24 protein-coding genes are annotated in these 23,970 nt (G+C 70.1%); 10 read left to right on the top strand and 14 right to left on the bottom strand.

Going from position 1 to position 23,970, the window contains the following annotated elements; translation table 11 throughout:
* Positions 1 to 4: 4 nt before the first annotated feature.
* On the bottom strand, positions 5 to 976 hold the full coding sequence (locus tag AC4D2E_RS09995; protein ID WP_490952499.1) for a D-2-hydroxyacid dehydrogenase: 972 nt from the start codon (positions 974 to 976) through the stop codon (positions 5 to 7).
* A gap of 7 nt (positions 977 to 983) precedes the next feature.
* Entirely contained in the window at positions 984 to 2,264 is a 1,281-nt protein-coding gene (locus AC4D2E_RS10000; RefSeq protein ID WP_490952500.1) for an AI-2E family transporter, read from the bottom strand.
* Positions 2,265 to 2,309: 45 nt separating this feature from the next.
* Between AC4D2E_RS10000 and AC4D2E_RS10005 the strand changes: the two genes are divergently transcribed.
* The 3 genes from AC4D2E_RS10005 to AC4D2E_RS10015 all read left to right on the top strand — a co-directional run bounded on the left by AC4D2E_RS10005 (position 2,310) and on the right by AC4D2E_RS10015 (position 5,855).
* Entirely contained in the window at positions 2,310 to 2,972 is a 663-nt protein-coding gene (locus tag AC4D2E_RS10005) for a ScbR family autoregulator-binding transcription factor (protein ID WP_490952501.1), read from the top strand.
* A 206-nt stretch (positions 2,973 to 3,178) separates the two neighbouring features.
* Positions 3,179 to 4,153: an aldo/keto reductase gene (locus tag AC4D2E_RS10010; protein ID WP_490952502.1), complete on the top strand. Its 975-nt coding sequence runs from the start codon at positions 3,179 to 3,181 to the stop codon at positions 4,151 to 4,153.
* A 31-nt stretch (positions 4,154 to 4,184) separates the two neighbouring features.
* Positions 4,185 to 5,855, top strand: coding sequence for an amidohydrolase (locus tag AC4D2E_RS10015; protein WP_490952503.1), 1,671 nt, complete (start codon positions 4,185 to 4,187; stop codon positions 5,853 to 5,855).
* Between the two features lie 3 nt (positions 5,856 to 5,858).
* Here the strand turns inward: AC4D2E_RS10015 and AC4D2E_RS10020 are convergent, their stop codons facing one another.
* Positions 5,859 to 6,671: an SDR family oxidoreductase gene (locus AC4D2E_RS10020; protein WP_490910850.1), complete on the bottom strand. Its 813-nt coding sequence runs from the start codon at positions 6,669 to 6,671 to the stop codon at positions 5,859 to 5,861.
* Between the two features lie 70 nt (positions 6,672 to 6,741).
* On the opposite strand from AC4D2E_RS10020, the gene AC4D2E_RS10025 reads away from it, so the two are divergent.
* Positions 6,742 to 7,185, top strand: coding sequence for a hypothetical protein (locus AC4D2E_RS10025; RefSeq protein ID WP_490952504.1), 444 nt, complete (start codon positions 6,742 to 6,744; stop codon positions 7,183 to 7,185).
* A 104-nt stretch (positions 7,186 to 7,289) separates the two neighbouring features.
* Positions 7,290 to 7,517, top strand: coding sequence for a hypothetical protein (locus AC4D2E_RS10030; RefSeq protein ID WP_490910852.1), 228 nt, complete (start codon positions 7,290 to 7,292; stop codon positions 7,515 to 7,517).
* A gap of 10 nt (positions 7,518 to 7,527) precedes the next feature.
* Here the strand turns inward: AC4D2E_RS10030 and AC4D2E_RS10035 are convergent, their stop codons facing one another.
* Positions 7,528 to 7,683: a hypothetical protein gene (locus tag AC4D2E_RS10035; RefSeq protein ID WP_181033684.1), complete on the bottom strand. Its 156-nt coding sequence runs from the start codon at positions 7,681 to 7,683 to the stop codon at positions 7,528 to 7,530.
* Positions 7,684 to 7,841: 158 nt separating this feature from the next.
* Between AC4D2E_RS10035 and AC4D2E_RS10040 the strand changes: the two genes are divergently transcribed.
* Positions 7,842 to 8,612 carry a DUF429 domain-containing protein gene (locus AC4D2E_RS10040; RefSeq protein ID WP_490952505.1) on the top strand — a complete coding sequence of 257 codons (771 nt, stop codon included), beginning with the start codon at positions 7,842 to 7,844 and terminating at the stop codon, positions 8,610 to 8,612.
* Positions 8,613 to 8,624: 12 nt separating this feature from the next.
* Positions 8,625 to 9,512 (top strand): hypothetical protein, encoded by an 888-nt coding sequence (locus AC4D2E_RS10045; RefSeq protein ID WP_490952506.1) that lies wholly within the window; start codon positions 8,625 to 8,627, stop codon positions 9,510 to 9,512.
* A gap of 26 nt (positions 9,513 to 9,538) precedes the next feature.
* Here the strand turns inward: AC4D2E_RS10045 and AC4D2E_RS10050 are convergent, their stop codons facing one another.
* The 9 genes from AC4D2E_RS10050 to AC4D2E_RS10090 form a co-directional block, all read right to left on the bottom strand.
* A complete protein-coding gene (locus AC4D2E_RS10050; RefSeq protein WP_490952507.1) occupies positions 9,539 to 10,378 on the bottom strand; it encodes a GAF domain-containing protein in 840 nt (279 codons plus the stop codon).
* A gap of 105 nt (positions 10,379 to 10,483) precedes the next feature.
* Positions 10,484 to 11,503 carry an LLM class flavin-dependent oxidoreductase gene (locus AC4D2E_RS10055; protein ID WP_490952508.1) on the bottom strand — a complete coding sequence of 340 codons (1,020 nt, stop codon included), beginning with the start codon at positions 11,501 to 11,503 and terminating at the stop codon, positions 10,484 to 10,486.
* A 68-nt stretch (positions 11,504 to 11,571) separates the two neighbouring features.
* Positions 11,572 to 13,212 (bottom strand): hypothetical protein, encoded by a 1,641-nt coding sequence (locus AC4D2E_RS10060; RefSeq protein ID WP_490952509.1) that lies wholly within the window; start codon positions 13,210 to 13,212, stop codon positions 11,572 to 11,574.
* Between the two features lie 214 nt (positions 13,213 to 13,426).
* Positions 13,427 to 13,963 (bottom strand): hypothetical protein, encoded by a 537-nt coding sequence (locus AC4D2E_RS10065; protein WP_490910858.1) that lies wholly within the window; start codon positions 13,961 to 13,963, stop codon positions 13,427 to 13,429.
* Positions 13,960 to 16,695, bottom strand: coding sequence for a galactose oxidase early set domain-containing protein (locus AC4D2E_RS10070; protein WP_490952510.1), 2,736 nt, complete (start codon positions 16,693 to 16,695; stop codon positions 13,960 to 13,962). The genes AC4D2E_RS10065 and AC4D2E_RS10070 overlap by 4 nt, the downstream gene beginning before the upstream one ends.
* A gap of 27 nt (positions 16,696 to 16,722) precedes the next feature.
* Positions 16,723 to 18,189 carry an ArnT family glycosyltransferase gene (locus AC4D2E_RS10075; RefSeq protein ID WP_490952511.1) on the bottom strand — a complete coding sequence of 489 codons (1,467 nt, stop codon included), beginning with the start codon at positions 18,187 to 18,189 and terminating at the stop codon, positions 16,723 to 16,725.
* The gene (locus AC4D2E_RS10080) at positions 18,186 to 18,962 is read right to left on the bottom strand and encodes a polysaccharide deacetylase family protein (protein ID WP_490910861.1); all 777 of its coding nucleotides are present in this window, start codon (positions 18,960 to 18,962) and stop codon (positions 18,186 to 18,188) included. The genes AC4D2E_RS10075 and AC4D2E_RS10080 overlap by 4 nt, the downstream gene beginning before the upstream one ends.
* 5 nt (positions 18,963 to 18,967) lie before the next feature.
* Positions 18,968 to 19,123 carry a hypothetical protein gene (locus tag AC4D2E_RS10085; RefSeq protein ID WP_490910862.1) on the bottom strand — a complete coding sequence of 52 codons (156 nt, stop codon included), beginning with the start codon at positions 19,121 to 19,123 and terminating at the stop codon, positions 18,968 to 18,970.
* A 15-nt stretch (positions 19,124 to 19,138) separates the two neighbouring features.
* The gene (locus AC4D2E_RS10090) at positions 19,139 to 20,305 is read right to left on the bottom strand and encodes a glycosyltransferase family 2 protein (protein ID WP_490910863.1); all 1,167 of its coding nucleotides are present in this window, start codon (positions 20,303 to 20,305) and stop codon (positions 19,139 to 19,141) included.
* 564 nt (positions 20,306 to 20,869) lie between these two features.
* Between AC4D2E_RS10090 and AC4D2E_RS10095 the strand changes: the two genes are divergently transcribed.
* Positions 20,870 to 21,037 (top strand): VOC family protein, encoded by a 168-nt coding sequence (locus AC4D2E_RS10095; protein WP_490910864.1) that lies wholly within the window; start codon positions 20,870 to 20,872, stop codon positions 21,035 to 21,037.
* Between the two features lie 37 nt (positions 21,038 to 21,074).
* On the top strand, positions 21,075 to 21,203 hold the full coding sequence (locus tag AC4D2E_RS10100; RefSeq protein ID WP_490952512.1) for a hypothetical protein: 129 nt from the start codon (positions 21,075 to 21,077) through the stop codon (positions 21,201 to 21,203).
* Between the two features lie 116 nt (positions 21,204 to 21,319).
* On the opposite strand, the gene AC4D2E_RS10105 is transcribed toward AC4D2E_RS10100, so the two are convergent.
* Positions 21,320 to 21,853 (bottom strand): GAF domain-containing protein, encoded by a 534-nt coding sequence (locus AC4D2E_RS10105; RefSeq protein ID WP_490910866.1) that lies wholly within the window; start codon positions 21,851 to 21,853, stop codon positions 21,320 to 21,322.
* Between the two features lie 361 nt (positions 21,854 to 22,214).
* Between AC4D2E_RS10105 and AC4D2E_RS10110 the strand changes: the two genes are divergently transcribed.
* Positions 22,215 to 23,948: an HNH endonuclease gene (locus AC4D2E_RS10110; RefSeq protein WP_490952513.1), complete on the top strand. Its 1,734-nt coding sequence runs from the start codon at positions 22,215 to 22,217 to the stop codon at positions 23,946 to 23,948.
* Positions 23,949 to 23,970 lie beyond the last annotated feature (22 nt).

Genomic DNA, 23,970 nt, shown 5'->3' on the forward strand with positions numbered 1-23,970 from the left:
GGGACTACCCGGTCGAGGGCACGTAGCCGAGCGCCTTGTCGACGACGCCGGGCAGCGGCCGGCCCTCCAGCCACAGCAGGAAGTTCCGCTCGAACTGCGCGGCGAGGTCGTCCAGCCAGGAATCGGCGTTGCTGGCCATGTGCGGCGTGACGAGGACCGTCGGCAGGGACCACAGCGGATGGTCCGGCGGGAGCGGCTCGACGGCGACGGTGTCCAGCACGGCGCCCGCGATCATCCCGCCCGCGAGGGAGCGGACGAGCGCCTCCTCGTCCACGAGCCGGCCCCGGCCCACGTTGATCACCACCGCCGACGCCGGAAGCGCCCCGATGACCTCCGCGCTCACGAGGTTCTCGGTGGCCGGCGTCAAGGGCGCCACGAGGACGAGCCAGTCGACGTCGCCCACCACACCCGCCAGGTCGGCGGAGGCATGGATACGGCCGAAGTCGTCGTCGTGCCCGACGGCGGTGCGGCCCGCCCCCTCGACGCGCACCCCGACCGCCCGGAGGAGCCGTGCCGTGTGGCGGCCGATGCTGCCCGTGCCCACGACGAGCGCACGGGTCCCGGCGATGTTCCGGCCCTCGCGCCACGCCCACTGCCCGGCCCGCTGCTGATCGCGCAGCGGACCGAAGCCCTTCGCGGAGTGGAGCATGGCGCCGAGCACGTACTCGGCCATCGGCTGGTCGAAGACGCCGTGCGCGTTCGTGACGACGACGTCGGAGGCCACGAGCCCGGGGAACAGGAGCTTGTCCACGCCGGCCGCGGCGACGTGCAGCCAGCGTAGCGATCCGGCGGCATGCCAGGCAGCGGGCAGCGCCCCGGAGAAGTAGTCCCACAGGTAGAGCACCTCGGCGCCGTCGAGCGCGCGGTCGAGGTCGGCGGCCTGCGCCACCCTCACCTCGGCGAGCCCGGCGACGCGCTCGAGCCCCCGCACGGGCCGCGACCCCTCGAGCACGGCCACCACCGGTCGGCTGGGCACCGGTCGGCTACGCACCGGGCTGCTCGGGGCTGTGCCCGAGGGGCCCGGCTTCCGTCGTCGTCACCGCCGGGCCCTGCGGCGGTCCGTCCCCGGCCCCGGCACCCCGTTCCGGCTTGTACTCGGTGGACAGGTCACGGAGGTAGCGGAGCACCACGATCGCGACCGCCGTCGTCGGGACCGCGAGGAACGCACCGATGAGCCCGAACAGGGTGCCGCCCACGGTCACGGAGGCGAGGACGACGGCGGGGTGGATCTCGAGCGTGCGGCCCACCAGCAGCGGCTGGATGAAGTTGCTCTCGAGCTGCTGGACCAGCACCACGAGTCCGAGCACCACCAGGGCGCTCACCCAGCCGTACGCGAGGAAGGCGACGAGGGTCGCCACGAGGCCGGACACGATCGCCCCGACCACGGGGATGAAGGCGGAGAAGAACACGAGCACGGCCAGCGGGATGGCGAGCGGGATGTCCAGCAGCACGAGGCCGAGCCCGATGAAGAGGGCATCGACGAGCGCGACGGTGGCCTGGGCGAAGATGTAGGAGGACAGCGTCTTCCAGGTCCCGCTGGCGATCGTCGAGGCGTGGCCGAAGGCGGCGGAGTTCGTCCAGCGGGACGCCCACGGCATGAAGCGGTCGCCGTCCTTCAGGCAGAAGAACGTGAAGACGAGAGCCAGCAGCACGACGACGGTCAGGGACGTCAGCTCGCTCAGCCCCGCCGTGATCCCGGTGACCACGTTCCCGACGTTCGCCTGGAGCTGGGTCAGGGCGGTGTCGACGACGTCGTCGAGGCTGGCCGCGTCGAAGTTCAGCGGTGGCCTGCCGACGAAGTCCACGAGATCGGTGACGTTGTCGCGGGCCAGGCTGGAGAGTTCGGTGACGCCGCTCGCGATCGCGGGGATGGTCGCCGCCCCGATGCCGACGACGACCCCGAGGAAACCGAGCAGCGTCAGGAGGGCGGCCAGGACCTTCGGCAGGCCCTTGCGCAGGAACCGGTTGACGGGCCAGAGGACCGAGGCGAGGAGCAGCGCGAAGAGCGTGGGCAGCACGATCGACCACAGCGCCCCGGTGACGTACCAGAGGACCACGAGGCCTGCGAGGACGATCAGCGCCCGGGCGGTCCAGACCGCGCTGACCCGCAACCCGTCCGCGAGCGCACGGGGGCGGAAACGACGGGCCACGGTGGACCCGTGCGGTTCCGCTCCCCCGCTGCCTGCGACCCCGGATGGTCCGGTGGCGGAGGGAGTGGGGGTGTCGCTCTGGCCGCTCTGGCTCTCGGGGTTCTCGCGTGTCACGTAGCCATCCTGCCCTACCACCCGGCCGTGCTGGAGAATTGCGTCATGAGGCAAGCGACACTCCCCCCGGCCCGGCAGCAGGCGCGCGCACGGTCCACCCGCTCGGCGATCATCCTCGCAGCGGCCGGCGTCTTCGAGGAGTACGGGTACGGCAACACCTCCCTGGCCGCCGTCGCCTCCGCGGCAGGGGTCACCAAGGGGGCCCTGTATTTCCACTTCGCGTCGAAGGACGCCCTCGCGGTGGCGGTGATCGAGGAGCAGCACGCGCTCGCGTCGGCGGACGGAGCCCGCGTCCACGCCCTGTGTCGGTCGGCGCTGGAGACGATGGTGCTGATCTGCCGAGGATTCGCCCTCCAGCTGATCGAGCATTCCGTCATGCGCGCCGGGATCCGCCTGACCTTCGAGGCGTCGGCCTTCGGGCACGACGTCCGCCGGCCCTACCTCGACTGGGTGTCGCGTTTCGGTGAGCTGGCCCGGACGGCCCAGCAGGACGGCGACCTGCGCCAGGACCTGGACGCCGATGCCTTCGCGCGGGTGGTCGTCGGTTCCTACACCGGCGTGCAGATGGTGTCCAACGTCCTCACGGGCCGGGCGGACGTGATCGAGCGGCTCGCCGACCTGTGGCAGATGCTGTTGCCGGGCGTCGTCGGGCCGGACCGGCACGAGCGGGTCCCGCAGCTCGTCGCGCTCTTTCGTGACGGTCCGTGACGGACCGACGGAATAAACCGGTCGAACGGTTTGTTTCGGGGCCGATCGCCGCTAGTGTTGCTGCTGGCACTGCAGGGTCTCGGTGGGGGAAGCACCCTGCCCGGTCCCGAGGGATCGTGCCCCGGGCGGCCCGCGGCTGCTCTTCGCAACCGCGGGCTGCCCGAACTAGGCTGGCCGGACATCCCCCACGCCAGCAAAGGTGACGTATGCGCTACGTGAAACTCGGTTCGACCGGCCTCGACATCTCCCCGCTCGCCCTCGGCTGCATGAGCTACGGCTCCCCCGACCGCGGCAACCACGCCTGGACCCTGCCGGAAGAGGAGAGCCGCCCCCTGATCCGCGCCGCCGTGGAGGCGGGCATCAACTTCTTCGACACCGCCAACGTGTACTCGGACGGCTCCAGTGAGGAGATCGTGGGCCGCGCGCTGGCCGATTTCACACGCCGCGAGGACACCGTGATCGCCACGAAGGTGCACGGCCGCATGCACGAGGGACCCAACGGCGCCGGGCTGTCGCGCAAGGCGATCCTGGCGGAGCTGGACAACAGCCTGCGCCGCCTCGGGACCGACTACGTGGACCTCTACCAGATCCACCGGTTCGACCCGGCGACTCCCCTGGAGGAGACCCTCGAGGTGCTGCACGACGTCGTGAAGGCGGGCAAGGTGCGCTACCTCGGGGCGTCCTCGATGTACGCCTGGCAGTTCTCGAAGGCCCTCTACCTGCAGCGCATCAACGGCTGGAGCCGGTTCGTCACCATGCAGGACCACTACAACCTGATCAACCGCGAGGAGGAGCGCGAGATGTACGGACTGTGCGCGGACCAGGGCATCGGCGTCCTGCCGTGGAGCCCGCTCGCGCGCGGGAAGCTCACCCGCCCGTGGGACGAGACGACGGCGCGCTCGGAATCGGACCAGTTCGGCAGGACGCTCTACGGCACCCTCGACGCCGACCGCCGCGTCTCCGATGCCGTCGGGACGATGGCGGAGGCCCGCGGCGTTCCCCGCGCCCAGGTGGCCCTCGCCTGGGTGTCCCGCAATCCGGTGGTGTCCGCGCCGATCGTCGGGGTCGGCAAGCCCCGGCACCTCGAGGACGCCCTCGCCTCCCTCGACCTCGACCTGACGGACGCGGAGGTCCTCGCACTGGAGGAGCACTACGTGCCGCACCCCCTCGTCGGGTTCTGATGCCGGTCCTCCCCGGCGGCGGCTGACCCGCATGTCCGCCGACCTCGTCCTCCACAGCGGCCGTGTCTTCGACGGCCTGTCCCTCCACCCCACCGCGACGGCGGTCGCCGTCACGGGCGGGGCCCTCTCCCTCGTCGGGACGGACGCCGAGGCGCTGGCCGCGGCCGGCCCGCGCACCGACGTCGTCGACCTGCGCGGACGCCTCCTCACGCCCGGCTTCACGGACGCCCACGCGCACACCTTCATGGGCGGCATCGAAGCCCTCGCGTGCAACCTCGCGGAACACCGGGGGGCCGGCGGGGTGCAGCGTGCCGTGGCCGCCCATGCCGACGCGACGGGCGGGCAGGGCTGGATCACCGGGGCCGGCTGGTACAAGGGCGACTACGACGGGGGGTTCCCGGACGCCCGCGTGCTCGACGCCGTCGTGCCGCGCCGGCCGGTCTACCTCATCAACCGGGACCACCACAGCGCCTGGGTCAACACGGCGGCCCTCGGGCGGGCCGGCATCGACGGGCGCACCCCCGACCCGCCGGACGGGTGGATCGGCCGCAGGGCCGACGGATCGCCGAGCGGCATCCTGCACGAGGGCGCCATGTCCCTCGTCGCCCGGCTGCTGCCGCCGATCACCCAGGCGACCGTCGAGGCCGGCATCCTGTACGGCCAGCGCCACCTCCACGCCCTCGGCGTGACGGGCTGGCAGGAAGCGATCATCGGCGACTACGCCGGCTACCCCGACGCCGCCCCCGCCTACCGCTCGCTCGCGGCCGCGGGGCGGCTGACGGGTCGGGCGACCGGCGCCCTCTGGGTCCCCCGGGGTCTCACCGTGGAGGACGTCCCGGATCTGGTCAAGGACTTCCGGGAGCGCCGACGCGTGAACGCGGAGGCGGGCTTCCCGACGTCGAGCGCGAAGATCATGGTCGACGGCGTGCCCGAGAACCGGACCGCGGCCCTCCTGGACCCCTACGAGCCCGCCGGCTGCGACTGCGTCGGTCCTTCCGCGTCCGACGCCGACCGCGGCCCCACCTACCTGCCGCCGGACGTGCTCGACGCCGTCGTCGCCGCGCTGCAGGCCGCGCGGTTCGACCTCCACCTGCACGCCATCGGCGACCGCGCCGTCCGGACGGGCCTCGACGCCGTGGCGCACGCCCGGGCGGTGGTGCCGTCCGACGGCTCCTGGCAGCCGCGGCACACCATGGCCCACGTGCAGCTGGTGCACCCCGACGACGTCCCGCGCTTCGGATCCCTCGGGGTGACCGTCAACGCGCAGGCGCTCTGGGCCTGCAGCGACGAGCAGATGCGGTCCCTCACGGTGCCCCTGATCGGCGAGGACCGGGCGCAGTGGCAGTACCCGTTCGCGTCGATGGTGTCCGGCGGGGCGCCCCTCGCCCTGGGCTCCGACTGGTCCGTCTCCGACGCCGATCCGTGGCAGGCGATCCACGTGGCGGTCAACCGGACGCACCCCGACCACCCGGGCATCCCGCCCCTGGTGCCGGAGGAGGCCCTGACCCTCGAGGCCGCCCTGTCCGCCTACACGGCAGGCTCGGCCCGCGTCACCCGGTCGACGGCGGGCATGGTCCGCGCAGGCCTCCCCGCGGACCTGGCGGTCCTGGCCGTCGATCCGTTCGACGTCGAGGCCGCCGACCTGCACGCGGTGGCCGTCGACCTGACGATCGCGGGAGGGCGCGTGGTCTTCGAGCGGTAGCGGTCACCAGCGGCGGAACCCGCCCTCGGTGCTGAGCACCTGGCCCACCATCCAGCGGCCGTCGTCGCTCAGCAGCCACGCGATGAGCCGCGCCGGGTCGTCCGGCTCGCCGAAGCGCCCGGACGGGCAGTGGGCGAGGACGTCCTGCAGGACCTCCGACGGACGGTCCGCGGTGTCGTCGTCCAGGTACCCGGTGTTCACCGGTCCCGGGTTGACGGTGTTCAGCAGGATGCGCCGGTCCACGAGGTCGTCGGCGACCGACGCCGTCAGCCCGGCGAGCGCGGCCTTCGACGCCGCGTAGGCGATCTCCCCGGGCATGGGGCCGGCCACCTGGCCGGAGGTCATCCAGATGACGCGGCCGCCCTCCCGTCCGTCGTGCTGGTCGGCGAAGTGCTTCGTCGCCAGGAGGGTGGACCGCGTGTTGACCTGCCAGTGCGCGTCCAGGTCCTGCCACGAGATCTCCCCGAGCCGCCCGTCACCCCCGCTCCTCGCGTGGTTGCAGACGAGGCCGTCCAGGTGGCCGAGGGAACCCGTCGCCGCCGCGATGAGCCGTTCACCGCCGTCGGGCTCGGCGAGGTCGATCCCCGCATGCGCGAGGTCCGCGCCGTCCCGCAGCCGACCACGGATGCCCGCGACGACGTCGTCGATGCTGTCGGCACCCCAGGGCTGCTCGTCGTCGTGCGGTGCGAAGTGGTGCAGGAACAGGCTGGCGCCCATCGCGGCGAGGCGGGAGGCGACGGCGTAGCCGATGCCCTTGCGCCGGCTCACCCCGGTGACCACGAACGTGCGCCCCGACAGGGCGGAGGTGGAGTCCATGGCCCCAGCCTAGGTGCGCCCGCTTCGCTAGGCTGGAGGCACCACCGACCGTCCCGCGCCGAGGAGATCCATGCGTCCGACCACGAGGACCCGCGTCTTGGCTGCGGGTGCGGGGGCGGTCCTCGGCCTGTCCGGGTGCACGGGCGGGCCCGTGCTCGATGTGCTGGAGCAGGATCAGGCGGAGCAGGACGTCCTGACCATCCAGACGGATCTCGACGGCATCGACCTCGCGACCACGCGGTTCCTCGCCGAACAGGACGGCGTCGAGTACTTCGCGGCCCGGCCGACCGCCGGCAGTGCGAGCGAGGACACCGTCTGCCTGCTCGCGGAGGAGGGCATCGGGGTGGGCCTGGAATGCGCACCGCTCGAGCGCGGGACAGCCGGTCCGGTGATGCGCGACAGCAGGGCCACGGTGGTGCTGCTGCCGGACGACATCGACCGCGACGCCCTCACGGACGACGGCTTCGGACTGCTGCACCCCAACCTCGCGATCCGCCCGGCCGACGCAGGATAGTCCGCGCGCCCGGGAGCGGGCCTGCCCGGCAGGAAGTGGTGGACACCCCTGTCCCGGCCGTGCCTAGCATGGGAGCACCATGAACGGACGACGACGGAGGAGCCATGGCGGTTGCAGGGGATGACGGCGGCGAGCTGATCGTCGGAGACGTCACGCACACGGGCGGCCGGGCCCTCGCGGTCGGCCTGGCCTCCTCGGCGGACGGCGAGGGCCGGCCGGTGGTCGGCGTCGGCTGGGTGGAGCAGGGCGAGCGGCTCGAGCTCACCCTGGACGAGGCCGCGGCCCTGCGGGACGAACTCACCCGGATCATCGACGACGCCGCGGGCGCCTGACGCGGCGGGACTAGGCCTGCACCTGGGTGCTCCCCACGGTGATCCTGTGGTCCTGCTCGCACTGGAAGACGGCGACCGTACCGGGCGGGACCGGCCCGCCTGCGGGCCACTGGTCCTCACCGAGTTCGACGAGCGCGGAACCGCAGCTGGGGCATCGTGCATCCATCAGGGTCTCTCCTTTCCATCGGGCTTCACTGGGAGCCGTTCGAGGTGCGTTCCGGTACCTGTCGCGGTCGTGGTCCCTCCATCTCTACTCGCAGACCGCGGCACGGGACAGGAGCGATCATCGCTGGAGGGCGTCGGCGCGGGTGCCTATAATCGGGCGTGCTCACAGCCGGCGTGGATCTCGCAGCAGAATCGAAGGGCACCGCCCTGGCGGTGATCGACTGGTCCCGGCCCACGGTCACGGTGGACGTGCACCTCGGGGTCACGGATGCCGGGATCGCCCGGGTGGCCCCCGACGTCGACCGCCTCGGGATCGACTGCGCCTTCGGGTGGCCCGACGACTTCGTCACCTTCATCACGCGCCACGCCGCGGGTCGACGCGTCGACGGGGGCACCGAGGAGGGCCTGGCCTGGCGGCGCCGCCTGTCCTACCGCGCGACGGACCGCGTGACCCGGGAGATCACGGGCCGATGGCCGCTGAGTGTCGCCACGGACCGGCTCGGCCTCACGGCGATGCACTGCGCCGTGCTGCTGGACGCGATCGGCGATGCCCTCGGCACACCCGTGGACCGCTCGGGCGGCGGGACCGCCGTCGAGGTGTATCCCGCGGCCACGCTGCGGGGCTGGGGCTTCGACACGCGCGGGTACAAGAACGACGGCGGCGTGCGTGAGGCCCTGCTGTCCCGGCTCCTCGCGCAGGCGCCGTGGCTGGGCCTCCGGAGCGCCGACCGGCACCTCATGATCTCCTCGGACGACGCGTTCGATGCCGTGATCGCAGCCCTCGCCGCCCGGGCGCACGCCCTCGGCCGGACGCATCCGGTGCCACCCGAGTGCCGGGAGCAGGCGCGCCGGGAGGGCTGGATAGCCCTGCCCGTGGGACGGTTGGAGGAGCTCGCACCGGAGGGTGCGCGGCGGAGCGACCAGGAGTAGGAGGCCGTTGCCATGGACCTGACCGAACGGGCCGGCGCCCTGTACGTCCTGCCGCTCGACCGCTTCACGGCCGCGCGCAACGCCGCCGCGAAGGAGGCCGCGAAGGACGGCGACAGGGACCTCGCCGCTGCGCTCCGCTCACTCCCCAAGCCGTCGTCGGCCGCGTGGCTCGTCAACGTGCTCGTCGACCGTCGTCGCGGCGAGGTGGAGCAGGTACTGGACCTCGCCGCGTCCCTCAGGGAAGCGCAGGCGAGCCCCGATCGTGCACGGCTGCATGCGCTGGGCCAGCAGCGGCAGAGCCTCCTCTCCGCCGTCGCACGTCAGGCGCTGGACGCCGCCGCCGAGGTGGGGCACGACGTCGGTCCCGCCGCACTGCCCGGCGTCGAGCAGACCCTGCGCGCCGCCCTCGCCGACCCCGCGGCGGCAGCAGCCGTCCTGACCGGGCGGCTCGTGCGCCCCCTCGAGGCGAGCGGCTGGGATCCTGTGGATCTCGACGGCGCCGTCGCGGGCCCCTTCACGCCACCCGCGACGGCGTCCGGTCCGGCGGCGGGAACGGAGGGAGCCGGCGGGGACGGCGGCGGCGCAGCCCAGCCCCGGAAGGCCTCCGCACGTCAGCGCAAGGAAGCCGAGGCAGGGCTCGCCGCAGCGCGTGAGGCCCTCGCCGACGCACGGGACCGGCTGGCGGCGGCAGCCAGGGCATCGGAGCGGATCGGCGTGCGGCGGGACGGACTGACAGCCTCGGTCGAGGACCTCGAGGAACGGCTCGGTGCCCTGCGCCGGGAGCTGGCCGACCTCGACGGGGAACGCTCTGCACTGGTGCGCGAGACGGAGGCGGCTGCACGCGCGGTGGAGGAAGCGGAAGCGGCGGAGGAAGCGGCCCGGACGCTCCTGGAGGACTGACGATGCCGGCCGGGCCGGTCGTCGGATCAGAGGCCGTCGACGCGTGGCGCGGCGCCGTCGTGCGGGTGCTGCCTGACTTCCCGCTGGGCACGGTTGACGAACCGGTGGAGGATGCGGCGGTCACCGGCGGAGAAACGGTGGGGGCGCTGATCCAGGATGCAGAAGGTCCCGATGCTCCACCCGCCGGGGCCGCGCAGCGGATACGCCGCATAGAACCTCAGGGAGGGCTCCCTGACCACCAGCGGGTGGTGGCGGAAGCGGTCGTCGCCCAGCGTGTCGGGAAGCACGAGGGGGGCGGACGTTCGGATGACCTCGTCGCAGAAGGTCTCCCGCCTGGGCAGGAGCTGGCGCAGGGGCCCGGCTGCCGCCTTGAGGAATCGGTGGTCCGCGCCGATCAGCGAGACGCTGGCCGAGCTCACAGCGAACGCGTCGCGGGCCTCGACGACGAGGGCATCGAGCGCCGGGGCCGGGCCGGAGGCCAGCAGGCCGCTCGCGGTCAGGGATCGCAGGCGCTCGGCCTCGGCTTCCTCGTCGGTGAGCAACCATGCCGCTGCGGCGCTCATACGCGGGCCGTCGTCGGTCCGGGCCCCACCCATCGAGTCCAGGACGTAGGGCACGCAGCTGGGCAGGTGCCGGTCCCAGAACATCTCGTTGAGGGTATGCGCGAGGATGTCCCGGTCGAGATCGCTCATGCCCGGGTCCGAGGGGCTCGGCTCGGGCCTGCCCGGTCCGGCCTGCAGGAAGCGCTCCAGCTGCGCCTCGGTCGACCGTCCGCCCATCGCGCAGTAGCGCAGCCATACCTTCTCGAGGGAGAAGCCGCCCGCCGACAACGCGGTGAGCATCAGCTCCAGTTGGACCTGGTGCACGGCTTCTCCTCGAGGTACTGGATCATGCTGTCCCCCAAGAAGATCAGCATGCTTATGGTTCTACGGTAGCGGACGATCGGGCCGAGGGGTAGCGCCGACCCGCGGTCAGCGCAATCCGGCGTCCGGGGCCACCAGCTGCAGGATGTTTCCGAGGAGCGCCGCATTGAAGTCCACGCCGAGCTGGTTCGGGATCGTGACCAGCAGCGTGTCGGCCGCCTGCACAGCGGCATCGGCGGCAAGCTCTGCGGCGATGACGTCGGGTGCCCCGATGTAGCTGCGGCCGAAACGGGACCGGGCGCCGTCGAGGACTCCCACCTGGTCCCGCGATTCCCGCTGGGCACGGATGCCGAAGTAGTACTCATCGGTCTCGCTGACGATCGGGAGGATGCTGCGACTGACCGACACCCTCGGCGTCCGGCTGTGCCCGGCTTCTGCCCAGGCCTTGCGGAAGATGGCGATCTGCTCCGCCTGCAGTTCGTCGAACGGGACGCCCGTGTCCTCGGTGAGAAGGGTCGAGCTCATGAGGTTCATCCCCTGCTCCCCCGCCCATCGCGCCGTCGCCCTGGTGCCCGATCCCCACCAGATGCGCTCGGACAGTCCCGGCGAGAGCGGCTCGATCGCGAGCCTGCCGGTGCTGCCGGACATCCGCGGGTCGGGAGCGGCGATCCCCGAGCCCGCGATCGCCTGACGGAAGAGCGACGCCTTGTCTCGCGCCATGTGGGCGTCGTCCGAGCCTTCCGTGGGGGCGTAGCCGAACGTCCGCCAACCATCGAGGGCGGTCTCGGGTGAGCCGCGGCTGATGCCGAGCTGCAGGCGTCGATTGCTGACGAGGTCCGTGACCGCAGCCTCCTCCGCCATGTACAGCGGGTTCTCGTAGCGCATGTCGATCACGCCGGTCCCCAGTTCGATGGTCTTCGTCCGGGCGGCCATCGCGGCGAGCAGCGGGAAGGGCGCCGAATACTGCGGGGCGAAGTGGTGCACGCGCACGTAGGCGCCGTCCACACCGAGCTCCTCGGCCGCCACCGTGAGCTCGACGGCCTGGACGAGGGCCTCCTGCGCCGTGGGAACGAGCGAGCCCCGCACATCCTGGTGGTGGCCGAAGGACAGGAACCCGATCTTTGTCATGCCGGGTGCAGCGCCGCCGGGTCCGTGCGCATTCCCGCGGACGGCGTGATGCTGCGGCGACCGCGGATCTAACCCCTGGTCGTCGTCCCGTCCGGGACGCGGTCGTCGGGGTTGTCGCACTGCGGCTGGACGAGGTCGAGGATGTCCTGGCAGCGGCGGGCGAAATCGGCGTAGGCCCCGGCTTCCGCGCCGACCCCACCCTGCCCCGGACGGGACGTCAGCGTGAGGAGGAACGCAGGGTTGATGCTGCGCATCTCGGTGACGATTGCACGGCTTGCCCGCTCGAGGTCGGCTGCGGTGAACGCCGGCTCCCGCTCCGTGTCCCAGTTGAACCCGTCGAAGCCGTAGTCCTTGCAGATCCGGATGATGTCGGCCGCGAATCCGTCCGCGCCCATGGTCGCGCCGGTACCGTCGATCGGGCCGAAGCTGGACAGGATGATCCTGGGTGGGGCCGTCCGCCCGCGCAGCTCCGCCACGTCGGCCTCTAGCGCGGCCCTGTCGGAGCGGGCGTCCCGAGCGGACTCCACGCCGCCCCCACCCGCCGTCTCGGCGACAGTGATCCAGACCACGGTGCAGGCGGGGTGCACGGAGTCCAGCCGAAGCCCCGAGCCGGAGGACCAGGAGGTGCCGATGAGGCGATCCGGCAGCCGCACCCCGGGGTCCGTCGCGAGCCGCGACGTCGGAGCGTCGGGCTGCCGCAGGAACTGGCCCTCCCGCCCGGACTCGGGCGCGCGGGTGCCGTCGACGGCGGCGATCTCCTGCCGGTCGACGATGCCGCCGCGCGCGGCGAGGCCCGCCAGCGTATCCCCCGCGGCTGCGGTGTGGGTGCGGCCGAGACCGGGCACGGGCATCGGGATGATGGGTGGCACGTTCGTGGGCAACGTGGCCCTGGCAGTCCCCATCATCACGAGGGGGCCGACCTCATTGGCGAACGGCCAGCCCATCCCCTCGTCGGTGGACATATCCCAGTTGTACGCGCCCCGAAGCGTGGGGTGGGTGGCACTCACGGTCTTCCACGCACCCTTGACGGCGGCGAGGGTGGAATAGTCGACAGCGTTGCTCAGGCCGAAGCCGACGCCCACCCGGCTGGCGTCGCCCATGCGCGCCACCCACTCGTCGACGGACTCGACGATGTACTTCTCGGTGGCCAGGTCGGGGCCGTCGTAGTACTGCGGGCTGACCATGTCCAGGACCCCCGCGTCGACCATCCGCCTGCAGTGCGCCACGTCTATCGGACGCCAGGGGGCGGGCGGAGTAGTGATCGCGAAGCTCTGGCCGTAGAAGGATTTGAGTTGCTGGGAGACCCAGATCATCTGGTCGGTGCTGGGCTGCTGCTCGCCCTCGTAGGTGTTCCAATCGAGCCCGTCGAAGCCGCCCAGCTCACTGTAGATGCGCTTGATGCTGTCCAGGAAGACCTGAGCACGCGCGCGGGTGGAGAGGTCGACATTCGCTCGCGCGCCACCGACGGTGAGGATCGCAGTGCGCGTCCTGCGGAATTCGGCCAGATCCGCCGTGAAGTGGGTTGCCGCCCCGCGTCCGTCGCCGGGGCTGTTCCATTGCACGGCACCGGTGGTGCCGGGCGCCCCGCCGACCGGGGAGGCGGAGAACAGGAAGACGGTGTTGTACTGCGGGGGGATGTCCTTCAACCGGATCGGTGAACCCCAGGATGTCCAATAGCCCGCGACCACGCCGCTCGGAAGTGGTGCCATGATTCTGCTCCTCAGCCCCGGGATGGGTTTGTCGTAGGGGTAGCCCTCGGGCACGGGCTCCTGTGGGAGATCGGCCTGGCGCCGGACTACCCCATTGCCATCATCGCCCGACCTCACGGCCGGAGGAGGGGGGACGGCCAACCAGGCTGCTCCAAGGATGAACGAGCGGCGGGTGATCATGTCCTGCCTCCCGCCGCTCGTCCGTGTGTCCTGTCTATCTGGCCTCGTCGCCCTTGCCGCACGCGATCCCGTCCTCGTTTGAGTCCAGGCCGAGATAGTCCTCGTCCTGGACCCCGAGTCCGTCGGGAATCAGCGCCCGGACGTCCTCACAGAGGTAGAAGGCGGCCATCTCCGGCCCGTCCATCCCTGCGTGGCCTGCGTGCTCGGCCGCGAGCCGGGGCGGAACCGGAGGCAGGCACGCCCCGTCGGTGCCGTAGCCCGGGACGCAACCGCCCGCCAGTGCCGCATCGGATACGTCACCGGCATCCAGACCCTTGTACTCGTCGGGTGTCATCTTGATGCCCTGGGCCTGCTCGGGCGCGGGCTCGTTGACACCCTCGGCCTCGGGGGCGACGTCGGCGATCGGGACGTCGGCCTCGGGGATCTGCGCGTCCGGACGGGCGTCCGGGGCCTCCACCGGAGGCGACACCACGGGCGCCTCCGCGCCCGGCGCCCCCACGGCGGAGTCGATAGCACACCCGCTGAGTAGCAGCAGTCCTGCTGCGGCGGCGGCCATGAGTCGTGCTTTCATCGGACATTCACCATCCTGGCGACGGAGGGAACGCCGCCGGCGTCCAGGACCGTGAGCATGTACGGCCCGGGCGGCAGCAGCGCGGGGTTGGACGGCACGGTGGCGCGACGGGTCGCACCGGTGCCGGTGATGGGCAGGTCCACCAGGCGGGCGTTGGTGTCCGTCTGGTGTGTGGCCGAACCCACGGCAGTGAGCGAGGCGCTGACCACGTCCCCGGTGATGCCGAGGTCGAAGCCCGCACCGTAGCCGGTCGTCGCGGGAGCTGCCGTGATGGTCGGGCGCGTGCCCTTGAACAGGTAGCTCGGCTCGTAGACCGAGACGCGCATCTCGAACGAACCGTCCGCCGGGTTGGAACCGAAGACAGCGACTCGGCCGTCCATCAGGACCAGCGAGGAGGAGTGGTAGTTGCGGCCCACCGGGTCCGCCGCGACCGTCGTCCAGGCGTTGGTCGCGGGATTGTAGGTCGCAGCCCGCAGCACGTTGCCCGTGCGGGGTCCGGTGCTGCCGTTGGAGGACAGGACGGTGCGGTCGGGCAGCGTCGTCAGGTTGACGTACATCCGGCCCTCGGACCCGGGCAGGGCCGGTCCGGGAGTCCAGGCAGGGTTGGCCGAGTTGAGGTTGATCAGGTCGACGCTGTTGGTCGCGCCCCCTCGATCGGTCGAGCCGCCGCCCGCGATCATGAAGGTCTGGTTCTGCGCCGGAGGGAGCAGGACCGAGCTGGCCTGGTCACGCAACTGACGGTCGCGCAGGCCGGGGACGTCGCCGCTGGTGGCGTTGCGCCAGTTGTGGATGACCGACCCCGTGGCCGATGGCGAGTTGCCGAACGTGTAGCCACCCGTGAAGAACAGGTTGCCGTTGGCCATGAGGAAGAAGTGCGGGTAGGTACCCCAGTACCGGTTGGTCTGTGGGGTGGCCGCACGGGACTGCCACTGATTGGTCGTGGCGTTGAACATCTCCACCGCCGTCGAGCCCTTGGCCACGCCGTCGCGGTTGTCGTAACCGCCGACGGACCAGATGTTACCGTTCTCGAGCTTGGTCAGCGTCGGGTACCAGTGGCCTTCGATGGTGTCGTTGACCTTCGTGTAGCTGTCGGTGCCCGGGTCGAAGATGTAGGACTGCTTCGATCCCACGTACCCGACCGCGTTCTTGTGGCCCGCATAGCCCTCGGTGCCACCGCTGATGAGCACCCGGCCGTCCGGCAGGGTGACGTGCCCCGCGCAGAACATGTCGTAGGGCACACGGATCTCCTTGAACGCCCCGGTGGAGGGGTTCCACACGGCGCTCTTGAAGGTCCCGGCGTCGAAGTCTCCGGTGTCATTCCCCGAGCCAGCGAGCAGCAGGACCCGGCCATCGCGCAGCAGCGTCGAATGGATCGCCCGCGCGGGCAGCGGCGAGTTCGCGATGGACCAACGCCCCGTCGCCGCCAAGCCTGTCACCGGCGGCGGGGGGGCCGGTGTCGGTGTCGGTGTCGGTGTCGGCGTCGGCGTCGGCGCGGTGCTGCCCGGCATGGTCACCGTTGCACCGATCGCGGCGTGCTGGCGCAGCCAGGTGGCTGCGCCGTCATGACCTGAGAGCACGTACCCCCCTGCCGGGATGGCCATACCGGGCTTGAAGTCGCTGCGCCCGGACACACGCCCGTCCGAGCCGACGGCGGCCTCGAACCCCCACTGGTTGGCCGGACTCGCGGTCCCGGTGTATCGGACCAGGTAGCCGGCCTGGCGTGGCACGTTGGTGCCATCGAGAACATGCTTGGCCGTCCCGATCTGGATCTCGTTGGCGGCCGGTGGAGTAGTCGGTGACGGGGTGGGAGTCGGGGTGGGCGTCGGGGTGGGCGTCGGGGTGGGCGTCGGGGTGGGCGTCGGCGACGTCGTACCACCACCCACCTGGACCGTCGCCCCGACTGGAGCATTTGTACTGAGCCAGACAGCGGAGGCCTCATGCCCGGACAACACGTAGCCCCCGGCCGGGATGGCCATGCCGGGCTGGTAGCGCGACACCGCCGTCACCTTGTTGTCGGCGCCGACGGCGACCTCGATGCCATACTGGTTGGCAGGGCTGCGGGTGCCGGTGTAGCGCACGAGCGACCCGGCCGCGCGGTAGATGTTCGTGCCGTTGAGTGTTCGGACGGCCGTCCCGATCCGCACTTCGTCCGCTGCCGGAGCGGGCGTCGGCGGCGGCGGGGTGGTGCCCCCGAAGTTGATGGTGACGTTGGCCGCGGGGCTGCGGCCGGGGGGCCCGCCCCACGTGCGCACCCACTCCTCGTCGAGGACGTGGGCCTCGACGGTATACCCTGCCGTGTTCGGCAGGGTATAGGTGCGAGTTCCTGGGAGCTGGTAGGCCCCGTCCTTGGTGGTCATCCGGTTGGCGACGGCCCAGGAGCTGCGCCAGGTGCCGTCCGTGCGGGTTCCCGCGGCCGGAGCAGTCGCCTCGGCGAGCAGGATCTTGCCCTCGCCGTTCTCGGGGACCTGCCGGGTGAAGTCGGGGTGGTAGAGCCACCATTCGACCTTGACGATCGCACCACGCGAGGGCTGGGTGGCCCGAGCGGTCGCCTCCAGCGGCACGGTGCCGCTGAGTGTGGCACTGGAGGCAGGTGCGGACATGGTGACGGCGATGCACTGCGTCCCCCAGGGACACGGCACAGCGCTGGCGGGGGAGACCCCGACCAGACCGACCAACAGCACAGTGGTCAGCACGGCCAGGCTTCGGCCCAGTAGCGCCCGTAGAGCTTTCATGCGATCCCTTTCTTTCCCCGTGACGGATCAGCCACGGGTGTAGATGAGCCAGTTGTCACCCGGAGTGGGCGACGCAGGGAATGGCTCGAAGGCCAGGGAATATACGGTGCTCTCCTCCAGCGCGTCCAGGAACACACTTTGCGCGGCGTCCTGGTCCGCGTTGCCAACACTGGAGCTGCGCAGGATCACCGTCTGGTAGCGCTCGTCCTCGACGGCGGCCCGGATGCTGGCCTCGCCCTCGAAGTACAGCTCGAAGGTCGTCTCCCAGGCGATGCCGGGCAGATCGCGCGTGTGGTAATCGAGCGCGTCAGTCGCCGAGCTGATGTACAGCCCGCCCTGAGGATCGGACTCGATCGCCGTCACCACGTTCTGGACATTGGTCCAGCGGTACATGGCGTCGGCGCGGACCAGGGGGAACAGCGCCATGATCAGTACAGCGATCACCACCGGGGTGACCATCAGCGGGTAGCGGGAGATGCGCGCCAGACCCCACCCGATGGGCAGCGCGAGGAGCATGACCGAGTAGGCCAGGTGCTTCTCGAACGAGACGGCCTCGCCGAGGATCATCTGGCCGATGGGCAGTGCCATCGAGGCGAGCACCAGGCCCGAACCCAGGAGCAGCAGTCGCCGGTCCCCGGCGCGGAACATCAGCACCAGCGACACCGCTGCGAGCAGCAGCAGGAAGGCCAGGTGGTCACCGACCAAGGCGAGTAGCGCCCCCGTGCTGGTCGGGGACAATGCCTGGCGGGCGGTCGTGGTGAACGCGACGTCCCGTGCGATCGACTCTCCCCAGACCGCCCAGACAGTGGTCAGCAGACCCAACGCCACCCCGGCGGCGACGAGTGCCCGTCGCACCCCCAGGACGCCCATGACGAGGGTCGCTGCGAGTACGACCGGCACGAAGATGCCGGCGGTGTACTTGGTCAGGGCGGCCAGCGCCAACAGACCGCCGAGCAGGACGGCGGAGGGATAGCCCCGGCGCGTCAAGCCCACCCACAGCCCCAGGGCGAGCAGGAAATTCACCAGGGCATCGAACGTCCCCAACCAGCCCGTGAAGAGCACCGGGCCCGAGAGCACGAAGGTGGCCGCAGTGAGCAAGCCTGCCCTCCTGCCCCATAGGTGGCGCGCCGTGCCGTAGAGGGCCATGACAGTGCCGAGCACGCACACCAGGCTGAACGCCCGAACGAGGTAGAGACCTCCCGCGGCGTCCAGCAGAGCTGCGAGCACGGGGTAGAGCGCGGGCATGCCGGAGAAGAACGCACCGGCGTCGCCGAGCGGACGACCGTTGAACCAGTGGTCGAGGTAGGCGTTGCCGGCGTTGATGTAAAGCGCCTCGTCGATGAATGCCGTGTTGCGCAGGCGGACGGCCAGCGCAACACCGTAGGCCAGGACGAGGCCCAGAAGCAGCCACTGCTTCTTCTCGCGACTCATGGGCGGGCGAACGGGCGGGGTGATCTGTGACGCCTCGGAACGCATCAGGGTGGTAGCGGTCATGGCTCCTGCTCGCTTGCTCGTGCCCGGTGGGTTAAGCCGAGGTCTGTGGGTAGTTCGGTGTCTGTGGCGACGACCCGGCCGAAACACAGGTCCTGCGCGTAGTAGTGCTCGATGATCAGCGGCAACGCCTCAAGGGTGAGGGGTTTGCCGTCGTGCAGGAGGAGGATCCCACCGTCCGTCATCCCCTTGGACTTCGCGGCCACCTGTTCGGCAGTCGTGGCCTCATAGTCCTTCGAGTCGACGGTCCACAGGACCTCGACCATCCCCCGGCTCTCGACCGCCTTCCTGAGCTCGGCGTTTGTGCTGCCGAACGGCGGGCGGAACAGCGTCGGGGCGTCGTGACTCAGATCGCGGTGCGTGACCGTTGCCGCGTCGATATCAGCCAGGGCCACCTTCAGGTCCACAGCCAACAGGTCAGGGTGGGTCATCGTGTGATTGCCCAGCTGATGACCGGCCGCCACCGTATGCTCGACCAGGCGGGAGCGGGCCCGCTCCTGGGTACCGGTGTTGAAGAAGGTCGCCGGGACCTCATAGTGGTCGAGCAGGGCCAGGAAGTCCGAGGTGAGCCCCGTGGGGCCGTCATCGAACGTCAGGGCCACATAGCCCGCGCATGCAGCCGGGGCAGTCAGCTCCGGCAGGTGATTCATGTCCACGCGCTCGATCGACGTCTCGGCGCGAGGAATCGGGGTGGGCGGCAGCGGTTCTTGACCAGCGCAACCCACGAGAGCCAGCGTGAGCGCCGCGAAGGCGGCCCCGATCTGCGGGACCGCCACGCGACTCAAAACTCCTCCTTGGGCCGCAACCGCGTCAATACGACGCCGGCCATGATGAACGCCACACTGGAGACGATGATCCAAAACGCATCCAGGCCGGTGGCGGCCAGCGTAGTAGCCGACGCACCGGCCGCAGCGACACTTCCGTTTGCTCCGTACATTGGTCTTTCCTCCTCTCAGGTGATCCAGACGCGCGCCTCGCGGCGCACGGCTCCGAACAGGGAACGCCAGTACACGATGAACATGGCGTTGTCATAGAGCCAGAGCGGAACGAAGAGGACGGCCGTCCGAATAGAGGCCTGGTCCTTCGTTCGGTACGCCGTGACGATGTTCTCCGCCATGAAAATCGGCAGCAGGAACCAGTAGAACGGGTTGGGGGTGATGTCCCAGAGCAGCCAGCTCAGGACCAGCGCGAGCAGTGCGGCCGGGAAGAGCAGGGACGAGAAGAACGTGAATGCCACCCCGCCCCAGGTGCGGCGCGTAATCCTGTTCCAGCCGTAAAGCCATAGCGACTCCATGGCACCCCGGTACCAGCGCAGGCGCTGAACCTCGAGGGCCTGAATGGTCGGCATGACGTCGGTGACCACCGGGCAGCGCTTGGTGCTGGAGCAATCGAAGCCCAGATGCCGGATCGCAAGGGTCAGCTCGTAGTCCTCGGTGAGAGAGTCCTCCAGGTAGACGGTGCCGGGGGTGCCCGGCAGGGTCTTACCCCGTGCATCGGCGAGGGCCCGGAAGACATGCACCGGGAACAACGATGCCGCGCCGGACAGAACGTGCACCTTGCCGCCCTGGCGTCCCATGAGGCGGGAGCCCCGGGCGTACTCGATGGCCTGGGCGCGCTCGATGAAATTCGTCGGGGTCCGAGCGACGATACAACCCGACACTCCGCCGAGATCGGCTTTCACACCATAAACCCACAGAGCGTTCTTGATGAAGTCGGCGCCGAGTTCGCCGTCCGCATCCTGGGCCAGGATGTAGTCTTCGTCATTGAGCAGCGGCATGACCATGCTGAGCCCTTGATTGAGGGCCCCGGCTTTCTTTGCCCTGTTGCCCACGGTCTCCACGACCTGAGCCCCGGCCTCCCGCGCCAGATTCACGGTGTTGTCGGTGCAGTTGTCGGCCATGACGATGACCAGCGCGGGCTGGATGGTCTGGGCGAACTGGCTGCGGACCGTCTTGACGATCCCCTCCTCCTCGTTGTGCGCCGGAATGAGCGACACGATGCGAGGACCGGGCCGGTCCAGGCCGGACAGGTCGAGGACGGCGGGGTAGGGCGCGGCGACCAATGCTTCGATCTCGTCGGCGGTCGGCGGGTGCATCGTCGGCTGCACGCCGGCCAGCACGGGAGTGGGGGGATGGCCCCCGCTCGGAGGGTGGGCTCCTGCCCTGGCGGCTGGATGGTCAGTCGCCGAACTGATGATGGACTTCAATGAGACCTCCTCGAAACCGAAGACTTCGAAGCCCTTTCCGAGACCCGTATGCGCATTCACCGAATCGGCGGGGTTGCATGGTGCGACGAACTGAGATTCAAGACCACGGAATTCTTGACGACCGCCACTCCGAGCTGTGGGTACCAGTGCCGGCGCTTCCTACGCGTAGCTACACGTCGGAGTGCGGGAGACCTGGTTAGCGACTTGGAAGTGGATGATCGGTAATTGGACTTGCCTTGTGTACACAGCTTGGAGCGGTACGCAGGTCCGAACACGAGTAGGTAGTACCTGAGATACTGGAGCACTTACTTGCCCGATAAAATTGACTCCACTCTTCTACGCCGAATAACCACCGCACAAAAGCAATGAATACTCCAAGGCATACCCGGATCACGGGCGTGGTCGAATCAGCGAGCCACACGAGCGCAAGGATCACTCCGGCTCCCGTCGGCCGACCGGGCTTGCAACACTGCGACCATGACGATCCCCATCAAGGCCTGCGCCCACGTCCGACTCACGGTCAGCGGCATCGACGCCTCCCGCGCGTTCTACGACGCCCTCTTCGGGCTCCCCGTCGCCTTCGAGGTGCGGAGGGCGCGGACGAGACGACGCGTAAGGAGCTCGGCTTCCTGTTCGGCGGCGTGATCTACCGGTTTGGGGACACATCCTGAGGCTGCGATCCGTGGCGGATGACGCCTTCGACGAGAACCGCGTGGGCCTCGACCACCTCTCCTTCACCGCCCAGGACAGGAACGTGCCCGACGACGCCGGGAGGCAGCTGGCGACCGCGGGATTCCGCACGCCGGGGTGAAGGACATCGGCATGGGCTACATTCTGGAATTCCGTGATCCGGACGGCATCGAGCTCGAGCTCTTCGCACCGAAGGCGTAGGGGCGGCACTCCCTCCCATCCGGACCCGGCGGAAGATCAGCTCGAGCCGTTCACCTCGAGCTCGGCCTGGTCGGCGAGTCGACGGAGCTGCCGGAGCTCACGGTGGCCCAGACGTCGAGGCTCGGTGTCGAGGATGCAGAGGCTGCCCACGAACCAGCCGCCGGGTCCACGCAACGGCACGCCGGCGTAGAAACGGATGAATGGCGGACCCACGACGATGGGGCTGGTCCGAAAGCGCTCGTCCGCCAACAGGTCGGGCACCACCAGGGTGTCTTCGCCCGCGATGGTCACATTGCAGAACGCGGCCTCTCTCGGGAGGGTGCGGGGGAAGGACCCCATGACGGACTTGAGGTACTGCCGGTCCTCGGCGATGAGCGAGATGATCGCGGTCGCGACCGCGAAGTGGCTCCGGGCGTGACGCGTCAGGCGGTCGAAGCGCTCCTCGTCGCCCGAGTCGAAGAGATTCGAACGGTGAAGGGAACGCAGTCTTTGACGTTCGGCTTCCCGGGCGGTGAGCGGCGCCGGGAGGTCCGGTGGGACCGGTGTGACAAGGGAGGAAAGGATCGGCAAGGAAGAGTCCGCTCGGGTGGGGGTAGGGCGACCATCCGTTCACCTGGGCAACGGATATATCCATAGTGGCTGAGCAATCTCAAGGCGACGGCCGGGAAGGGCAGCGCAAAGCGAAATCTTTGGCGAACTTTCCCCTAGGACGACGGCGGGGCACGGCTGCTCATCCCCGTGAGTCGGGCGGACAACCAGGACCGGGAAACCATCGACCTGCCCGACGTGGTGATGACGCACTACAAGCTGCAGAAGCACCAGAGGGTGGATCAGCGCCTCACCGACGGGGACCCCGAACAGAGTCATGTCGCAACCCAGACGATCAGTATTATCTATTGTGTTCTATTCGTAACGCAGTAGAATAGAACACATGTTCGATAGTGTTCATGACGGAGGATTCACGCTCGACCCATACAGGCCGAGCGTGGGCACTTCGGTGGTCCGTGGATGGATCACGAGCCTTGCATCCTCGAACAGATCCCGGACGTCGCCGCCCGCTGGCCCGTGGCTGCCCACTGGCTCCTCCCTACCTGCTGGCTCATCGCCGCCCGCTACTGCAGACGGTGATTCCGCCGTCACCTGTACCTCCTGCGGCAGGCTGCCCGTCGCAGCCACGCCTGATGCCGTCCCCGAGGGCTACGAGGAGTCATTGGTCTCCCACCTGCGAGCGCTTGAAGACCTGAAGAGTGCGCTGGCTGCAGACCAGGCCCGCGCAGCCCTGGCGCTGGATACCGCTCGACGACGGGCCGAGGCAGCTGCCGGGATGCCGGCCGACCAGCGCGGCCGGGGCGTCGGTGCCGAAGTCGCCCTGGCACGGCGCGAATCTCCACACCAGGGCTCACGGTTACTGGGGTTGGCCCGGACACTGCTCAACGATATGCCGCACACCCTCGCAGCCCTCGAATCCGGTCAGCTCAACGAGTGGCGCGCCACCGTGATCGTCCGCGAGACCATCTGCCTGAGCGCCGAGAACCGTCGGGCCGTGGACAGGGAACTGGCGGCCGATACCGGCGCACTCGAAGGTGTCGGCACCCAGGGGCTGAAGAACCGGACGCGCAAGATCGCCCTGCGGCTCGAGCCCGAGGCCGCTGTGGCGAGGGCCCGAAAAGCCGTCAGCGAGCGCTATGTCAGCTGCCGGCCCGCCCCGGACACCATGGCCTATCTGACCGCCCTGCTTCCCGCCGCCGAGGCCATCAGCGCCTACTCTGCTCTCTCGCGCCATGCCGACACGCAGGTCAGCGCTGGGGAGAGCCACGCGCGCGGACGTGGGCAGCTGATGGCCGACGCCTTCGTCGAGCGTCTGACCGGCACGCCTGCCGGATCGGTACGAGTCGACGTGCAACTGATCATGACCGACCGCACCCTGCTTCGGGGAGAGAGCGAGCCGGCGTACCTGCCCGGCTACGGGTGCGTCCCGGCGCAGTACGCCCGGGACCTTCTCCGGGGTGGCCCCGGCAGCTGTGGCACCTCACGAGGGACCACCGCCGATACCCGGGACACAGGGGGCGTCTGGGGCCCGTTGGACACTCCGGGCACCGTGGCCGAAGCCGATGACAAGACCAGCGGCAGGAGCCGCCGGAGGTCCAGCATCGACGGTGGCACCAGCAACACCGTCCCTGTCCCTGTCCCGGTCCCTGTCCGTGGCGGTGATGGTGGCGGCGCCGATGATTCCGCCACCCGGGTCTGGTTGCGGCGGCTCTACACCGCCCCGGACACCGGCCGACTGGTGGCGATGGACTCCCGGGCCCGGGTCTTCCCGCCGGGACTGCGTCACCTGATCGCCGCAAGGGACGCGACCTGCCGTACGCCGTACTGCGACGCGCCGATCCGGCATGCCGATCACATCGTCCCGTGGCGCCTCACCGGCACCACGAGCGCCGATGGTGGGCAGGGGTTGTGCGAGAGCTGCAACTACATCAAGGAAGCGCTCGGCTGGTCGTCACGACCGCTGCCCGGACCACGGCACGCGATCGAACGGCGCACCCCCACCGGCCACACGTATGCCTCCACCGCACCGCCCCTCCCCGGAACGTCCCCGCCGCGGAGGACTCCACGGCCTGTGCACTCGGTGATCGACCTCGTCCTCCACCCGGCCGCCGCGTAGCCGTGGACGGGCTACTCCCTAC

Source organism: Arthrobacter sp. TJ-265 (genome assembly GCF_058269135.1).